Origin of the sequence: Clostridium sardiniense (genome assembly GCF_050584765.1) — a bacterium.
Lineage (GTDB): Bacteria > Bacillota > Clostridia > Clostridiales > Clostridiaceae > Clostridium > Clostridium sardiniense_A.
Genome location: NZ_JBNOOR010000001.1, coordinates 193399 through 210259 on the forward strand (window position 1 = coordinate 193399; position 16861 = coordinate 210259).

A 16861-nucleotide genomic window follows, 5' to 3' on the forward strand; every position below is an offset into this window, starting at 1 on the left:
ATCACTCCTTTGTTTTCATACATACTGTCGGTATGTTTATGGTAACATTATCCAAATAACATGTCAATAAAAAATTTGAAATTTATGTAATTGCTTTAAGTTAATATTAATGACTTATACTTATTTGAAGTGATAATGCAATATTATTAAATAAGCTATATAAATTTAATGATATTTAAAATAAATATAGTTTTATTTTTATTATAGGATAATAAATTAATTAAATATAAATAATTTATGGAAAAATAAGGGAAATATGATAATATAGAGTCATAAGGGAGACAGAGTTATAAGGGGGGATTAATATCAAAGGGATAGAAGAACTAAAAATAAAAGAAAATGGTACAGAATTGAAGAATGTAAAGCTAGAGAGAGTATTAAAAGATGATGCAGAAAAAATAAGAGATATGATGGTCAAAATTTTTAAAGATGAGACTTTAAGGTGGTTTAAAGATGGTAAGGAACCTTTTATTCCAGGATATAATTCTATAGATATGCAAAGGTATCATACTTGGGATAATAAATATTATAAGATAATATATAATGGAAATTTAATAGGAGTAATTCTCATATCTTATACAGGAAAAGAACATGCAAGAATTGATAGATTATATATTATTCCAGAATATCAGGGGAGAGGTATAGGTAAAAAAGTGATTAACCTTATAGAAGATATCTTTCCTATGGTAAAGATATGGACTTTAGATACAATAAAAGAGAGTACAAGAAATCATAAATTCTATGAAGAGATTGGATATAAGCTAATTGAAGAGGATGATGAAGAGAGATATTATATTAAAATACTGGATAAAAATATATCTGATTCATCTAAATATATACGTTATAAAGATAGTAGTTATTTTAATTTTAGAGAATGTAATATGGAATCTTCTGATTTATATGAATCTAACATAAGTAATTCAAGATTTTCAAATACTAATTTATTTGGGAACATATATTCAAATTCATATCTTGGGAACAATCGTTTTACAAATGTAAATATGAATGGGTCAATATTTGCAGACTCTAGAATGAATGAAGTTGAAATATGCCATGTTTCATTACTGAGAGCTCATATACATGATGTTAATTTAGATGTAAAAGAAGAAGATAATAATATAACTATAGAGCGATGTAGATTAACTAATAGCAAAATAGTTGATTCGGATCTAAGAGATTTAAAGATTGAGAATTGTAATATAGATGGAATGACTATAGATGGTATAAAAGTATCAGAACTTATAGATTTCTATACTAAAAATTATATTAAGAACAAATAAACTTAAGAATTAAAATTAAATACTGTTACAATAAATATGAAATTATTGTGAATTATTCTATTGAGATATATACTTTAAATATAGAATAAAATTATGAAACAATTAAAATATATTATAAGATAATTAAAGTGTAAAAATATATTATATAAATAATATGTTTTAATAAATTAAAAAAGTAAGGCAGTATTATAATTAGTGAGGTTAAACGTATGAAAAGAAAAATAATTTTATATATAGGAATAAGTTTAGATGGTTTTATTGCAGATAAAAATGGTGGAGTTAGTTGGCTTGATGAATCAAGTGCATCAAATGAAGTAGATAATAGTTATTCTGAATTTATAAAGAATATTGATACAGTTATTATGGGAATGACTACATATAATCAAGTAGTAACTGAGCTTTCTCCTAATGAGTGGCCATATGAAGGATTGAATAGTTATGTATTTACATCCAAAAATATTAATGATACAAATAATGTTAAATTCATTTCTACAGACATCTCAGATTTTGTTAAAGAATTAAAGGAAAGTAGTGGAAAAGATATTTGGATTGTAGGAGGAGCAAATATTGCAAATCAGCTTATTAAAAGCAATCTTATAGATGAATATCATATTTCGACTATACCAGTTATTTTAGGTAGTGGAATATCATTATTTGATAATGATAATCCTAAGATACCTTTAAATTTAGATAAATGTAGTGAAGTCAATGGAATAGTTACTTCAATTTATTCAAGAAGAATATAATATCAGGCGTTATAAAACTCTAAGATAAGGGTTGTACAAAATTTTGTAAAAAAGCAGGTATACTTAAAACTAAGATTAGTTTTATGGTACACCTGCTTTTATAATTATTATCCTAAATACTATAGATATTTAGGATAATATAATATTTTTTCTATGAAACTTTCTTAATTCCTTTATATATAGAGGTAAATACTCCAAAGAGAATTCCTACTATAGGGAAAATAATCCAAGATATAGCCCAAGCGTTAAAAACAAAACTTATAAATAGATATAATGCAGCTGTTAATGGCCAAACAACTGAACCTACGGTGCTGATAGCATTATTGGCTTCATGATGTTTAGGAGTATATTCATCTAACTTTAAAAGCATCCTATAACTTTCGTACATAACGCCTAAATTAATAAATAAAACTACTGCTAGTGAGACTATGAAAAGTAGTATAACAACTCCATAAATAGCTGCACTTTCGCTAATTATATTACCTACAAAAATAGAAATTGGAGATATAACACAAAGGCACACCCCTAAAGTAATTCCTTTAGTACATTTAGGTTTAAATAAATAATAATCTTCTTTAAGAGAAAATTTAGTATCATTAGAAAGGGTAAATTCACCTTTTTCAATAAAGTTATATTGTTCAAGTTTAATACCTGAAGAGATAAATAATGCTATTGCAGGAGCAACTAATATAAATAATAGTATTAGAGGTAGAGTATTTACAGTATTTTCAGAAACTCCTTTTAAAATAACTTGGTTTTCTAAAAGTTGATAAGCTAATATTAAAAGAGCTACTCCAATTATACAAAGGAATACTCCAAGGCTTATAGATTTAGCTGCTTTCTTTTTTATATTTAAATAATCAATAACTTCATTTCGCTTCATAAGTGGATATTCCTTTTTCATACCATCTTGTGTAGAAGTATTAGAAGTGTTATTAATAGTATTATAATCAGTATTAATATTTAGCTCATTTAATAATTCATCAATGTTACCAAATTCAGATATAACAATACCAATAGCTTCATTTTCAGATTTTCCATCTTGTTTTAGTTCATCATATTTATCTTCCATATTTGATAAAAGATCATATTTTAATGTTTCTATTTCTTTTGTTTTAGGTAGTCTAGAAAACATATTATCTAAATAATTTTTTATGGTTTCCATTCTAATCAATCTCCTTTATAAATTTATTAATAACGTCTTTAGTAACTATCCATTCATTACATTTTTCTTTGTAGTACTCGGCTCCAAGTGGAGTTATCTTATAGTATTTACGACGTTTTCCAAAAGTTTCATCTCCATAAAATGCTATTATATAGCCATTTTTCTCAAGCCTAGTAAAGGCGGAGTATAGTGTGGTTTCTTTTATTATATATTTATCATCAGTAATAGATTTTATATTTTTTGATATCTCATAACCGTATGAATCCCCTTCAAGAAGAATACTTAAAATTATTGTGTCGTTATAACCGCGAATAATATCACTGCTAATCAATATAAACTCTCCTTTCAATTACTTTATCTGTCGTAGTAATTATATAATATCATAATTACTACGACAGATAAAGTAGTTTTTTAAATATAGTATGAATTTAGTATTTAATATTGACACAGGATAAAAAAGGGAATAGTATATAGGTATAAATTTAATAAATCTTCAGGGCAGGGTGTGAGTCCCTACCGGCGGTAAAGCCCGCGAGCTATTTTTAGCATGATTCGGTGAAATTCCGAGGCCGACAGTATAGTCTGGATGAAAGAAGATAAGTATAATAAGTTAGTAATATATTATAAATATAATTACGTTTATTTAGTATATTTAGCTCTGAAATATTATGTATTTCAGAGTTTTTTTATTTTATTAAGAAAGTATTTAACTTATGATTTTTTATTAAGTAAGTTTAAGGATTCTATAAAATATTTTCTAAATATGTGAATTATTTTTATATTAGATTACTATATGAAAATGTATATTTTTAGCTATATAAATATTTAGATTTAAATATTGAATAAATATTTTATAGATAATTTGTGCATGAAAGCCCTGAGTTTTTAAACTCAGGGCTTTTATTTTTCTAATAATACTGAAGGTTTGTTAAAAACAAATTATTAGAAAGTGAGTTGATTTGGATGGATGAAGATTATATGGGATTAGCTTTAGATTTAGCTAAAAAAGGTAAAGGGAAAGTTAATCCTAATCCATTAGTTGGAGCAGTTATTGTAAAGGACGGGAAGGTTATAGGAAAAGGATATCATGAAAGATATGGCAAAGAGCATGCTGAAATAAATGCTTTTAACAGTCTAAAAGAAAATCCAAAAGGTGCAACTATGTATGTAACATTAGAGCCTTGTTCCCATTATGGCAAAACACCGCCTTGTGTGAATAAGATAATTGAAAATAATATAAGAAGAGTTGTAATTGGATCAGTTGATGATAATCCTTTAGTATCTGGAAAAGGAATAAAGAAGCTTAAAGATGCTGGAATAGAAGTAACTGTAGGAATATTGGAGGAAGAATGTAAAAGGCTTAATGAAGTTTTTATTAAGTATATAAGTGAGAAAAAGCCTTTTGTAGTTTTAAAATCAGCTATGTCATTAGATGGAAAGATATCCACAAATTCAGGAGAATCAAAGTGGATTACAGGGGAAAACTCAAGAAAAGAAGTGCATAACTTAAGAAATGAATTATCAGGAATATTAGTAGGAGTTAATACTGTTATAAAAGATAATCCTAAATTAACTTGTAGACTTGAAAATGGAAGAAATCCAATAAGAATTATTGTAGATAGCACTCTAAGGATTCCTATGAATTCAGAAGTTATAACAGATGGGGAAGCTAGAACAATTATTGCAATAACAGAATTTGCGGATAAAGATAAGATTTTAGAACTAGAAAAGAAAGAGATTGAAGTGATAATTACTAAGTCAAAAAATAATAGAGTAGATTTAAAAGATCTTATGAGTAAGTTATATGAATTGAATATAGATAGCATTCTCTTAGAAGGAGGAGCTACATTAAACTTTTCAGCCCTTAAAGAAAATATTGTAGATAAAATACAGGTTTATATAGCACCAAAGATAATTGGAGGAGAAAAATCTAAAACACCTGTTGGTGGACAAGGCATAGAATCATTAAAAAAAGCTTTTAAAATAAAAGACTTAACATCAAGAATAGTAGGAGAAGACATATTACTTGAAGGCTATATAGATAAGGAGTGAAGGGTTTGTTTACAGGAATAATTGAAGAAATAGGAGAAATTCAAAGCATAAAAAAAGGAGATAAATCTTCAAGACTTTCAATTAAAGCTAATAAGGTTTTAAGAGACACAAAGATAGGTGATAGTATATCCACTAATGGAGTTTGTCTTACTGTAACAAGTATAAGCTCTAGTAAATTTGAGGCCGATGTTATGGCAGAAACTTTAAGAAAAAGTAACTTAGGAGATTTAAAACCATTAGATAAAGTCAATTTAGAGAGAGCATTATCTATTAAGGGTAGATTAGGAGGACATATAGTAAGTGGACATATAGATGGAGTAGGTAAAATTTTATCTTTTACAAAAGAGGATAATTCAGTATGGATAACAATAAAAGCTCCATTTGAAATATTAAAATATGTTGTATTAAAAGGATCTATTGCAATAGATGGAGTAAGCCTTACAGTAGCTTATGTTGATGATGAAATATTTAAAGTATCAATAATTCCACATACAGGAGAAGAGACAATACTACTTAAGAAAAAGGTTGGAGAAACAGTAAATCTTGAATGTGATGTAATAGGAAAGTATGTAGAAAAACTTTTAAAGCTAGATGGAAAAAAGACAGAAGTAAAAGAAAATACCATAACAGAAGACTTTCTTAAAAATAATGGATTTTTATAAATAATAATTTTAAAAAATAAAGGGAGGATTAAATATGTTTAAATTTAATAGTATTGAAGAGGCAATAGAGGATATTAAAGAAGGGAAAATAGTTATAGTAATTGATGATCCAGATAGAGAAAATGAGGGAGATTTATTAATGGCAGCAGAGAAGGTTACTCCTGAAGCTATAAACTTTATGGCTAAGTACGGAAGAGGACTTGTATGTATGCCAATAGAAGAAAAAAGAATTAAAGAATTAAATATAGGACCAATGGTACATAACAATACAGATAACCATGAAACTGCTTTTACAGTATCAATTGACCATATAGATACTGAGACTGGAATTTCAGCTTTTGAAAGAGCATTAACAATACAAAAGATATTTGAAGAAGATAGTAAAGAAGAAGACTTTAGAAGACCTGGACATGTATTTCCTTTAGTAGCTAAAGATAAGGGAGTTTTAGTTAGAAAAGGGCATACTGAGGCAGCGGTGGATTTAGCTAAACTTGCAGGACTTAAACCAGCAGGAGTAATATGCGAAATAATGAATGATGATGGAACGATGGCAAGAACAAAGGAATTAATAGAATTTGCAAAAATACATAGCTTAAAAATTATTACTATAGCAGATTTAATTGAATATAGAAAGATGCAAGAAAATTTAGTTGAAAGAGTAACTGAAGTTAAAATGCCAACAAGATTTGGGGATTTTAAAATGTATGGATTTATAAATAAGGTAAATGGAGAACACCATGTAGCTTTAGTTAAGGGAGATATATCAAAAGTAGACTCAGTACTAACAAGAGTTCATTCAGAATGTTTAACAGGTGATGCACTTGGATCTAAGAGATGTGATTGTGGAGAACAATATAATGCAGCAATGAATAGAATCGCAGAAGAAGGTAATGGAATATTACTTTATATGAGACAAGAGGGAAGAGGCATAGGGCTTATAAATAAATTAAGAGCATATGCACTTCAAGATGAAGGCCTTGATACAGTAGAAGCAAATATTAAATTAGGCTTTAAGGCAGATATGAGAAGTTATGATGTGGCAGCTTCTATACTAAAAGATTTAGGAGCTACAAAGGTTAAGCTTATGACTAATAATCCAATGAAAATAGATGGATTAGAAAGTTATGGAGTAGAAATAACTGAGAGAGTTCCTATTCAAATGAATCATAATGAGAAGAATGAATTTTACTTAAAAACTAAGCAAAGAAAATTAAATCATATATTAAATTATTAAGATTACAGGAGGAAAGAAAGATGAGAGTGGAGGAAAGAAAAATGAGAATAATAGAAGGAAATTTAGTAGCAGAAGGTATTAAAGTTGGAATTGTAGTAGGAAGATTTAATGAGTTTATAGTATCAAAATTATTAGGCGGTGCATTAGATGGACTTAAAAGACATGGAGTATTAGAAGAGAATATAGATGTTGCATGGGTTCCAGGTGCTTTTGAAATTCCACTAGTAGCTAAAAAGATGGCAAAGAACGAAAAATATGATGCAGTTATATGCTTAGGAGCAGTAATAAAGGGAGCAACTCCACATTTTGATTATGTATGCGCAGAGGCATCTAAAGGTATTGCAAGTGTATCACTATCTACAGAAAAACCAGTAGTTTTTGGAATACTAACAACAGATACAATTGAACAAGCTATAGAAAGAGCGGGTACAAAGGCAGGAAATAAAGGGTATGATTCAGCTGTTACAGCTATTGAAATGGTGAATTTATTGAATAATATATAAGGTTTATATTATCTAAATAAAGGTTATATATTATCTAAATATATGTAAGATGATACGTATATTTAGATAAAAATAAATAATATAAAAAACAGTAGGTAGATTTATTTTACACAAATCTATCTACTGTTCTTTTTAAAAGGTTTATCTAAAGTTTAAGCTTAGTCTATCTAATACGTGAGCTTACTTAAATTAAAAATCATAAATATAATTAGACTATATTATTTTCTCTTTTTTATCATTAGAATTGTACCAGCAACTGTCATTAATCCACCTAGTGCAAGTCCCCCAGTTGGAATTTGGCCACCAGTGTCTGGAAGATTGTCAGAATTACTTCCATTACTTGAGTTGTTTCCAGTGTTAGTATTATTGTTATTAGGTTTGTTTACGGTACTAGAATTATTGTTATTACCTTGATTGTTGTTATTATCACCAGGCTTATTAGTATCACTTGGTTTGTTATTGTCATTTGGTTTATTAGTGTTATTTTGTTCAAGTTCTTTTAATTTCTTTTCAGCTTGTTCTATTAACTTAGCCAAATCTTTGGAAGCTTTATCAACTTCAAGCTTTGTTGCTTCATCATTTTTGCAAAGATCTTCAGCAGAAGAAATAGATTTTTCTATATTTTTTATTAAAGTATCTGTTTTAGGATATTTCTTTAATTTAGAAATTATTTCTTTAGCCTTCGTAATCTGAGATTTTAAAGAATCCTTACTAACAATTAAAGATTGCCTAAATTTTTCTTGCGCCTTTAATAATTCATTTACTGCATTATCTATTTCAGCTTGAGTAGCATTTTCATTATTAAATATTGCAGTTGCTATATTTACAGCTTCTGTATACTTTTTAATTGATGAGGGAGTGTAGACACCTTCAGCATTTTTTAATTCTTTATTAGCTTCACTTATTAAAGTTTCTAATTCACTTTTATTAATTTCAGGTGGAGTTATATCACCTTTAAGTTCTTCTAATTTTTCTTCGCCTGTCTTTATTAATTCAGTTAATTTATCTAATACCTCTTGAATTTCAGCTTCTGTTGCATCATCATTAACATAAACTTTTTCTGATTTTTCAAGAGAAGTTTTAATTAAGCTTACTAATTCAGAAGTTCCATCATATTTCTCAAGTTCATTAATTATTTCTTTAGCTTTTTCAATAGATATGCCTAATGAATCCTTATTTATAATTAATGATTTTTGAAATTCCTTCTGAGCTTCTAAAAGAGAATTTAAAGCAGAGTCTATTTGTTCTTGTGTTGCATTTTTATCATTTAAAATCTCAGTTGCTATGGCTATAGATTCTTTATATGATTTTATTGAAGATGGAGTATTAACTCCTTCAGCCACTTCTAATTCTTTATTAGCTTCATTTATTAGAGCTTTTAAATCTTCTTTATTAATAAGATTTATAGATTTTATAATTTTAGCATCAGCCCAATCTGCATGGTCAGAACCTACACCATTTCCACCATCACCAGCAACTAATTTTAGTTCTTTCTTACCTTTAATATCAAGTTTAATATGCTTTTGTGGATTGTTTAGAGTCATTAATCCTGAATCAAATACTTCTTCACCATCTAGATATACTTTAAAATCTACTGATGCATTTGCAACCATTTCTTGATCCACACCAACATAAGCTTCAAATGAATCATAGTATTTATAATCAGATAAATCATAAATTATAGTAGATACTGCATGAACACCAAGTCCTTTCTCATAAGTTGTATTAGAACCAGCTTCATTCTTTAAAGTTAATTTATTTCCATCAATACTTACGTCTTTACCTATAGTTCCCCAACCGTTTGTTGCAGAAGTCCAGTTAAGATCACTTAAGTATAATAATTTCTGCTCCGATACGAAATCAGAAGCTTCACCTTCACCAAGAGAATTTGCGGCTTTTATATAATAAACGTAATTAAAAGAATCATTTGTAGGTGAATTTTCATCTATAAATGATGTTTCAGTAATATTTTCAGCTATCTTTACAAAATCATTACTATCAGATTTTCTATAAATGTTATAAGATTCAGCAAATTTAGTGTTATTCCAAGTTAGTTTTATAGAGGAATCATCAGTTCTTAAAACTTTTAATCCAGTTACCTTTTCTACTGGTTGATTTGAGATATTTTCAATAGTATAAGTCATACCTTTTTCAGTTTTAAATGTGATTCTTCCTTCTTTAGTTACAGTAGTATCTACAGCATTTCCATTTGAGTCTTTAACTACTGCATTTTTAATTCCAGGATAATCTACAGTACAGTCATTTCCAGAACGAGATAAGATGGTAGCGGACTTTAAATTGCTATTTTTCCAAGTTGCGGAAACTTCAAAGTTACCTCTAGCTTTTAATCCAGAGAATGAACCATCAGACCAAGCTGCTGGAAGTGCTGGTATTAAGCTTATATAATCCATATGACTTTGGATCAGCATTTCTGCCATACCAGAAGTTGCACCAAAGTTACCATCTATTTGGAATGGTGGGTGAGTATCAAATAAGTTATCTAAAGTACCATTTTTTAATAAGTTACCAAGTAGCATATGAGCTTTTTCACCATTTAATAGTCTAGCCCAAAGATTAATCTTATTGGCCATTGACCAACCAGTTCCACCGTCACCTCTTTCTTTCATTGTAACTTTAGCAGCTTCAAATAGATCAGGTGTATCTTTATTTATTTCTTTGCCAGGATATAATCCTACAAGATGAGAAATATGTCTGTGTTGTGGCTCTCCAGCTACTATATCATCTTTCCACTCTTGTATTTGTCCACGACTACCAATTTGAGTAGGTAATAATCTATCTCTTTTTTCTATTAATTCTTGTTTGAATTCTTCGTCAGACTTTAAATCTAAAGTATCAATTGCTTTAATTGTATCATTAAATAATTGTCTTATTAATTGCTGATCAAAAGTTGTTGCAACGGTTCTTGGACCATGTTCTGGTGAATAACTTGGAGATGAAACTAAATAAGTTTTTCCATCAGAGTGAGTATACTCAACTAAGAACTTGCTCCAGAATTTAGCTGCTTCTTTCATAATAGGATATATAGTAGATCTTAAGTATTCCTTATTGTCAGTAAATTGATAGTTTTCCCAAAGGTTTTGTGAAATCCAAGCATTTGAAGTAGGAGCCCAACCCCAGTCAAAACCCCAACCCATTGCAGTAAAGCCAAATGGGTTATTCATTGTATTAACTGTCCATCCAGGTTCGCCAGTTCCATCATCAGAAATTCCACAGTGCATCTCTGCTGTAACTCTACCAGGTTCCCTAAGACTATCAACATATTCAACTAATGGAGTGGCACATTCAGATAGATTTGTTACATCAGCAGGCCAATAATTCATTTGAAGATTTACATTAAAGTGATAATCTGATTGCCATGGAGCAGCATTACTATTATTCCATACCCCTTGTAAGTTAGCTGGAAGTGATCCTTCTCTTGAAGATGATATTAATAAATATCTACCATATTGAAAGAATAAGACTTCTAAACTATTAGAAGGATTTTTTCTATAGTCAGCTAAAAGGTCATTAGTTGGTTTATCAAGTTTTAATTCACCTAAGTTTAAAGAAACTCTATCAAATAAATTTTTATAATCATTTTCATGAGAAGATCTAAGTTTAGTGTAACCTTTATCTTTAGCATCATTTATTCTTTTAGTAACTGCATTATGAGGATCTTCACCTCTATAAGTTGGATATTCATTTTTATAATCTGTTCCAGAAGACATTATTAAAGTCACAGAATTAGAGTCACTTACTTGAACTCTATCATCTTTATCTAAGATAGTACCGCCTTCATTAATTACTTTAACTTGAGATTCATATTTCATACCATTACCAACATTACCGTCACTACCGTAAACAACACCAGGAGTTAATGCTCCTTTTAAAGTAATAGTATTGTTAGAAACTGTTACTTGCTCATTGGATTTATTTCCTTCATGAACGCCTTCATTTCTAACATTTAATGAAATAGAGCCAGGTTTATCAGAAGTTAATTTAACAACCATTACATTGTCAGGGTAACTAGTGAAATATTCTCTTGTGTAATTTACATTATTATAAGTATATTTAACTCTTGCAACAGCTTCTTCTATATCTAATTCTCTTCTATAATTTGATATAGATGCATCATCTGGCATGTCAAAATCCATGAATATATTACCGAAATTTTGATATGAGCCATATCCTTTAACATCGCCACAAACAGCTTGATATAAAGCATCAGATGGAGTTTCTCCATTGGCTAGTTTTTCTCTTATTTGTTTAAGCGCTTCATAAGCACCTTCTTTATTTCCACCATTATAGCCTTCTACAGAACCAGGTCCTCCAGACCATAATGTTTTTTCATTATATTGAATTTGTTCAGTTTTAACACCACCAAATATCATACCGCCCATATAACCGTTTCCTATCGGAAGAGCTTGGTTTTCCCAATTAGTAGCAGGCTCATCATACCATAACATTAATTTATTACCTTTAACATCAGTATCAGCAGAAATAATATTATCTCTTTTACTTTTATCAATTGTAGCTGCATAAGATACCAGAGTTTGTGTAGTTAAAGATACAGTAAGAACAAGCGCTAGCTTTTTTAAAAGATTAGCTTTCATAATATTCCCCCATTTAAAATTTTCTTTTTAAAAATGAGTAAGGTTTATAAAGTAAATTTAAATGAGTTTAGTAAAATATATTTAATTAACAATACTAATTTTAATTAAATAGTATAAAAACTCCCTCCAATCTTTAAAATATAGATTAACGATACTAAATTATTAATTAAATATTAGAACAATGTATAAATTCTATATATTTACTATTTTTCCTCTAATTTGGAGTAAGAAAGTATTTTTTAGATATATATGAATAAATATAAAAAATATAGCTAGTTTTATGCAAAATTACTATAGATAAAAAATGTAATAATAGGTATGATATAATAAAAAATAAAATATAAGGGGGCTTTAATATGAATAGGAAAATATTATACAGAATATTAGCAGTGCTATTTTATGGATTTTTAGCTGGAATTGGAATAAACACATTTTTAACGCCTGCTCATGTTTATTCAGGAGGAGTTACAGGTTTATCACAATTACTATCATCAATAGGTAATAACTTTCTAAATATTAATATTAGTATTTCTGCATGGGTATTACTTATTAACTTACCACTTGTTTATTTATCTTGGAGAAAGCTTGGTAAGAAGTTTACTTTTTATACATTACTTGCAATTGTGTCATCATCATTCTTTATTAGGTGGCTTCCGGTACATCCTATTACAGATAATCCACTTTTAGCTTCAATTTTTGGGGGCGTTTTAACAGGCGCTGGAGTTGGAATTTGCTTTAGACTTGGATTTTCTACAGGAGGAACTGATATTATAGTTCTTGTTGTACAGAAATTAACAGGTAAATCTGTAGGTCAATTAGGATTAATACTTAATGGAATTATAGTATCAATAGCAGGAATAGCATATGGATGGGAACTTGCATTATATAGTTTAGTATCTATCTTTGCAAGTACAAAAATTATTGATTTACTTTATATCCAACAATATAAATTAACAGTTACAATATTTACAAGAAAAGAAAAAGAAGTAGTTCAAAGTCTTATTAAAAATAGTGTTCGTGGAGTAACAGTTAATCCTGGCTTGCATGGAGGATATACAAATGAAGGGTTAACTTCAGTAGTAACAGTTATATCAAAACATGAATTATTTTTTGTTAAGAAAAATATATTAGATATAGATCCAGATGCATTTGTAAATGTGCAGCCAACAATTGAGGTTATTGGTAAATTTGCAGATAATTCATTATTATAATATATAATAATTATTATAGAAAACACCCAGAAATCTTTAATTAGATTTCTGGGTGTTTTTAAATCAAATATATGTGAAAAATTTATTTAAATAGCTTATATTATTAAATCTCCATTACTTTAGCAGTTACGCCATCTAGAGAATTTAAATCTTCTTTTAAAGTTTCAATTTCTTCTGGATTTTCGTTTAAAAGATCTAAAATTACTAATCCTGATTTAGAGCAGCTATTAACGCTTGCTTCATGAATACCAAGTCTTGTTTTTATAATGCAACCATGCTTAGTTAAAATCTCTTGAACCGTTGGTGCTATTTTATTTCTTGGGGATATTTTTATTGCCATAATTGAAAACATATCAATTCCTCCTAAGGTTTATTTATAAACTTTATAAAAATTCTCAATATTACCTTGTTAATATTTTATATTCTATATTATTGATTAAAATCCTTCAATTAATACTAATTTTAAACATAAAAAATATAATTTTTACAAGAACAACTTATATTATAATTAATTTTTATATTTTATATATGGAATATTGATTAAATTTTAGTAAAGTATAGATAAAAAATTCCTATATAAGATCATAATTAGAAGGAGGAATTATCATTAGATATTATATAATAGAGCATAGATAATAGTGTCATAATATCTTAATTATTATAGAAGGAAAATAAAAAGTTTTTATTAACGTTTGTCAAAGCTAAAAGACTATGATATTATATAAACCTATAAGTAATTCCCTATATACATTTTGTAGACTTTAAGCTTGTAATTACTGACATTACAAAGCTTTATAAAGGGAAGAGGAAAATTTATATATTATAATTGAAAAGAACGAATGGAGGAAATTAAATTATGGTTAATTTACCAAATTGCCCAAAATGTAATTCAGAATATACTTACGAAGATGGAAGTCTTTTTGTTTGTCCAGAATGTGCTCACGAATGGAATGCAAAAATGGAAGCAGAAAATAATGAAGATACACTTGTTGTTAAAGATTCAAATGGAAACATATTAAATGATGGTGATTCTGTAACAATAATAAAAGATCTTAAAGTAAAGGGAGCTTCATCAGCCCTAAAAAAAGGGACAAAGGTTAAAAATATCCGTTTAGTTGATGGAGATCATAATATTGATTGTAAAATTGATGGCTTTGGAGCTATGCAATTAAAATCAGAATTTGTTAAGAAGATATAATATAGATTTAAGTAGTATTAAACTTAAGAATTATTAAGTATAGTGAGCTAGGCATTAAGCCTAGCTTTTTTTGTTTATATAAATATAAGAAGAGTAAAATTAAAAAAATATAATACTATAAGTAAATTTGATTTATAAGAAAATAATATATTAAAAGAAATATGAGAAATAATTATATTAGGTAATAATTTTGTAATAACTTCCATTTAAAATAAAAATATAGAAATTGATTTTAAGGGGTATGAATATGAAGAAAAGAAAAATAGTGTTTTTAATGAGTTGTGTTATGGGGGTAAGTATTATATTTAGTGGATGTAGTAAAGAAAAGACTATAGTATTGGATCAAAATGTTCAAGAAATCAAGGAGATTGGAGTAAATATAAAGGAAAAGATTATAAATTTAGATGTAGATGTTAATCAATTATTTACTCCAATTTATCTTGAAGGAGATAAGATATATGGAACATTTGGATTAAATCAAGGAACATACGGAGGAGAAGGTACGAAAGAATATCCAGTTTACGATATTTTTAAAAAGAATTTATATACCTTAGATAGTAAAGGAAATCTAGAAGAAAGTAATAGGGTTCAATTAAATTATACTTGGGATATAAATGTTAAGAATGAAGGGGTGTCATCATATATGCTTAAAGAAAATCCAAATGATATATATTACTATAATAATAAGACTAAGGAGAAGAAAAAACTTGGAGAGTATACAGAGGATTGGCATGATAAAACAGATAAAAATGGAGTTCCTTATTATGAAGGAAAGGGAAATTATGATGCTAAATGTCAGATCATCGAAGGAAATTCAGATTATGCATATATAGTAGAAAATGAAGAAAAAGGTGACGAAGTAGGAGAAAATAAATTATTAAAATTAGAAATTATAAACATAAATGATAGCAAAAAATATATTTATAAAGGAAAAGATGTATCTAAGATAGAAGAGATTATTTATAGTAATATTACAGATGAATTTTATGGTCTAGATTGTAATGGTATACTTTATAGAATAGAACTAAATGGAGATGAAGCTATCTTAAAAAAGAAAAGTGAAATAGATTTAAAAGGTCTAGATAGATTAAGAAAGGAAGGAATATCTGTTACTAATAATGGTGAGATAGTTGTGTTGGATACAGAAGGAAATGGAGAAATATTTGCTATAATATATAATCCTAAGACAAAGGAAAGTAAATATATAAATAAAAGTAGTGATGAGAATCTTAAAATAAATAAGTTTTTTAATGAAAATAATAAAGTTATTTTAAGTAAGCAAAAAGAGAATAAAACTGCAGATATATATGTAGGAGAAATAGAGAATGATTCAGTGAAAATACTTAAAAAATTAGATATTAAATTAGAAAAAGATGAAAAATCATTACTATCATCAGCTATTATGAGTGAGGATGGGAAAAAAATATTAGTTGGGACACACTTATATATATATGATGAAGATAAAAAACAAAATATTAAAGATAGATATCAATTTAACTTATTAGAAATAAATTAAGCAAGTGAGGGATGCTCATAATGGATAAAAGGGTTTTAATAGTTGAAGATGAAGCTAGTATAAATGATATTTTATCAAGAGCTTTAAGTAAAGAAGGTTATATCATAAAATCAGCATATACAGGAAAAGAGGCCTTAGAATATATGCAAGATTTTAAACCGCATTTAGTTCTTCTAGATATTATGCTTCCTGATACTACAGGATTTGAATTAGCTAAACATATTAGTAATAATTCATATGTAATAATGATTACAGCAAGGAATGAAATATCAGACAAGCTTAAGTGTATGGAATTAGGGGCTGATGATTATATCACTAAGCCATTTGATATAAGAGAAGTTAAAATGAGGGTAAAGGTAGTTCTTAGAAGAGAAGAAAAAATAATAGAAAGAGAAAAAGAATTGGGATTTTGTATTAATGCTGAAAGTAGAAGTGTAGTCATAAATTCAAAGGTTATAGATTTAAATAGAAAAGAATTTGATTTACTATATTATTTATATAAAAACAAGAATAGAGTATTTTCAAGATCAGAACTTTTAGATAAAGTTTGGGGAATAGATTTTGAAGGGGAAGATAGAACAGTAGATGTTCATATTAGAAGAATAAGAAGTAAGCTAGGGGAATATAAAGATACTTCAAAAATTGAGACTATATTTGGTATAGGATATGTAATGAGGTAAA

General features: G+C 27.7%; 14 protein-coding genes and 1 riboswitch. Of the genes, 10 read left to right on the forward strand and 4 right to left on the reverse strand.

Features of this window, described 5'->3' with window-relative positions; translation table 11 throughout:
- Positions 1–350 precede the first annotated feature (350 nt).
- Positions 351–1280, forward strand: coding sequence for a GNAT family N-acetyltransferase (locus tag ACQPUW_RS00985; RefSeq protein WP_430835636.1), 930 nt, complete (start codon positions 351–353; stop codon positions 1278–1280).
- A 209-nt stretch (positions 1281–1489) separates the two neighbouring features.
- Positions 1490–2026, forward strand: a complete 537-nt coding sequence (locus ACQPUW_RS00990; protein ID WP_430835637.1) for a dihydrofolate reductase family protein — start codon at positions 1490–1492, stop codon at positions 2024–2026.
- A 151-nt stretch (positions 2027–2177) separates the two neighbouring features.
- Here ACQPUW_RS00990 and ACQPUW_RS00995 read toward each other — a convergent pair whose 3' ends face one another.
- Both ACQPUW_RS00995 and ACQPUW_RS01000 read right to left on the reverse strand, forming a co-directional pair.
- Entirely contained in the window at positions 2178–3191 is a 1014-nt protein-coding gene (locus ACQPUW_RS00995) for a permease prefix domain 1-containing protein (RefSeq protein WP_430835638.1), read from the reverse strand.
- A gap of 1 nt (position 3192) precedes the next feature.
- Positions 3193–3522, reverse strand: a complete 330-nt coding sequence (locus ACQPUW_RS01000) for a PadR family transcriptional regulator (protein WP_430835639.1) — start codon at positions 3520–3522, stop codon at positions 3193–3195.
- Between the two features lie 154 nt (positions 3523–3676).
- Positions 3677–3793: riboswitch (FMN riboswitch) on the forward strand.
- A 361-nt stretch (positions 3794–4154) separates the two neighbouring features.
- Here ACQPUW_RS01000 and ribD point away from each other — a divergent pair.
- Genes ribD through ribH form a run of 4 tightly spaced genes read left to right on the forward strand, consistent with a single transcriptional unit; the run spans position 4155 to position 7642 of the window.
- Positions 4155–5243, forward strand: a complete 1089-nt coding sequence (ribD, locus tag ACQPUW_RS01005) for a bifunctional diaminohydroxyphosphoribosylaminopyrimidine deaminase/5-amino-6-(5-phosphoribosylamino)uracil reductase RibD (RefSeq protein ID WP_430835640.1) — start codon at positions 4155–4157, stop codon at positions 5241–5243.
- 5 nt (positions 5244–5248) lie between these two features.
- The gene (locus tag ACQPUW_RS01010; RefSeq protein ID WP_430835641.1) at positions 5249–5905 is read left to right on the forward strand and encodes a riboflavin synthase; all 657 of its coding nucleotides are present in this window, start codon (positions 5249–5251) and stop codon (positions 5903–5905) included.
- A gap of 34 nt (positions 5906–5939) precedes the next feature.
- On the forward strand, positions 5940–7139 hold the full coding sequence (locus ACQPUW_RS01015) for a bifunctional 3,4-dihydroxy-2-butanone-4-phosphate synthase/GTP cyclohydrolase II (protein WP_430835642.1): 1200 nt from the start codon (positions 5940–5942) through the stop codon (positions 7137–7139).
- 41 nt (positions 7140–7180) lie between these two features.
- Entirely contained in the window at positions 7181–7642 is a 462-nt protein-coding gene (ribH, locus tag ACQPUW_RS01020) for a 6,7-dimethyl-8-ribityllumazine synthase (RefSeq protein ID WP_430837252.1), read from the forward strand.
- A gap of 218 nt (positions 7643–7860) precedes the next feature.
- Here the strand turns inward: ribH and ACQPUW_RS01025 are convergent, their stop codons facing one another.
- The gene (locus ACQPUW_RS01025; RefSeq protein WP_430835643.1) at positions 7861–12255 is read right to left on the reverse strand and encodes a glycosyl hydrolase family 95 catalytic domain-containing protein; all 4395 of its coding nucleotides are present in this window, start codon (positions 12253–12255) and stop codon (positions 7861–7863) included.
- 356 nt (positions 12256–12611) lie between these two features.
- On the opposite strand from ACQPUW_RS01025, the gene ACQPUW_RS01030 reads away from it, so the two are divergent.
- Positions 12612–13466, forward strand: a complete 855-nt coding sequence (locus ACQPUW_RS01030) for a YitT family protein (RefSeq protein WP_430835644.1) — start codon at positions 12612–12614, stop codon at positions 13464–13466.
- 103 nt (positions 13467–13569) lie between these two features.
- Here the strand turns inward: ACQPUW_RS01030 and ACQPUW_RS01035 are convergent, their stop codons facing one another.
- Complete coding sequence (locus tag ACQPUW_RS01035; protein ID WP_221860697.1) at positions 13570–13818, reverse strand: hypothetical protein; 249 nt, start codon at positions 13816–13818, stop codon at positions 13570–13572.
- Between the two features lie 504 nt (positions 13819–14322).
- Between ACQPUW_RS01035 and ACQPUW_RS01040 the strand changes: the two genes are divergently transcribed.
- The 3 genes from ACQPUW_RS01040 to ACQPUW_RS01050 all read left to right on the forward strand — a co-directional run bounded on the left by ACQPUW_RS01040 (position 14323) and on the right by ACQPUW_RS01050 (position 16860).
- Positions 14323–14664, forward strand: a complete 342-nt coding sequence (locus ACQPUW_RS01040) for a zinc ribbon domain-containing protein YjdM (RefSeq protein ID WP_430835645.1) — start codon at positions 14323–14325, stop codon at positions 14662–14664.
- A 247-nt stretch (positions 14665–14911) separates the two neighbouring features.
- Positions 14912–16180, forward strand: a complete 1269-nt coding sequence (locus ACQPUW_RS01045; protein WP_430835646.1) for a hypothetical protein — start codon at positions 14912–14914, stop codon at positions 16178–16180.
- A gap of 20 nt (positions 16181–16200) precedes the next feature.
- Entirely contained in the window at positions 16201–16860 is a 660-nt protein-coding gene (locus tag ACQPUW_RS01050) for a response regulator transcription factor (RefSeq protein WP_430835647.1), read from the forward strand.
- Position 16861: the final 1 nt, after the last annotated feature.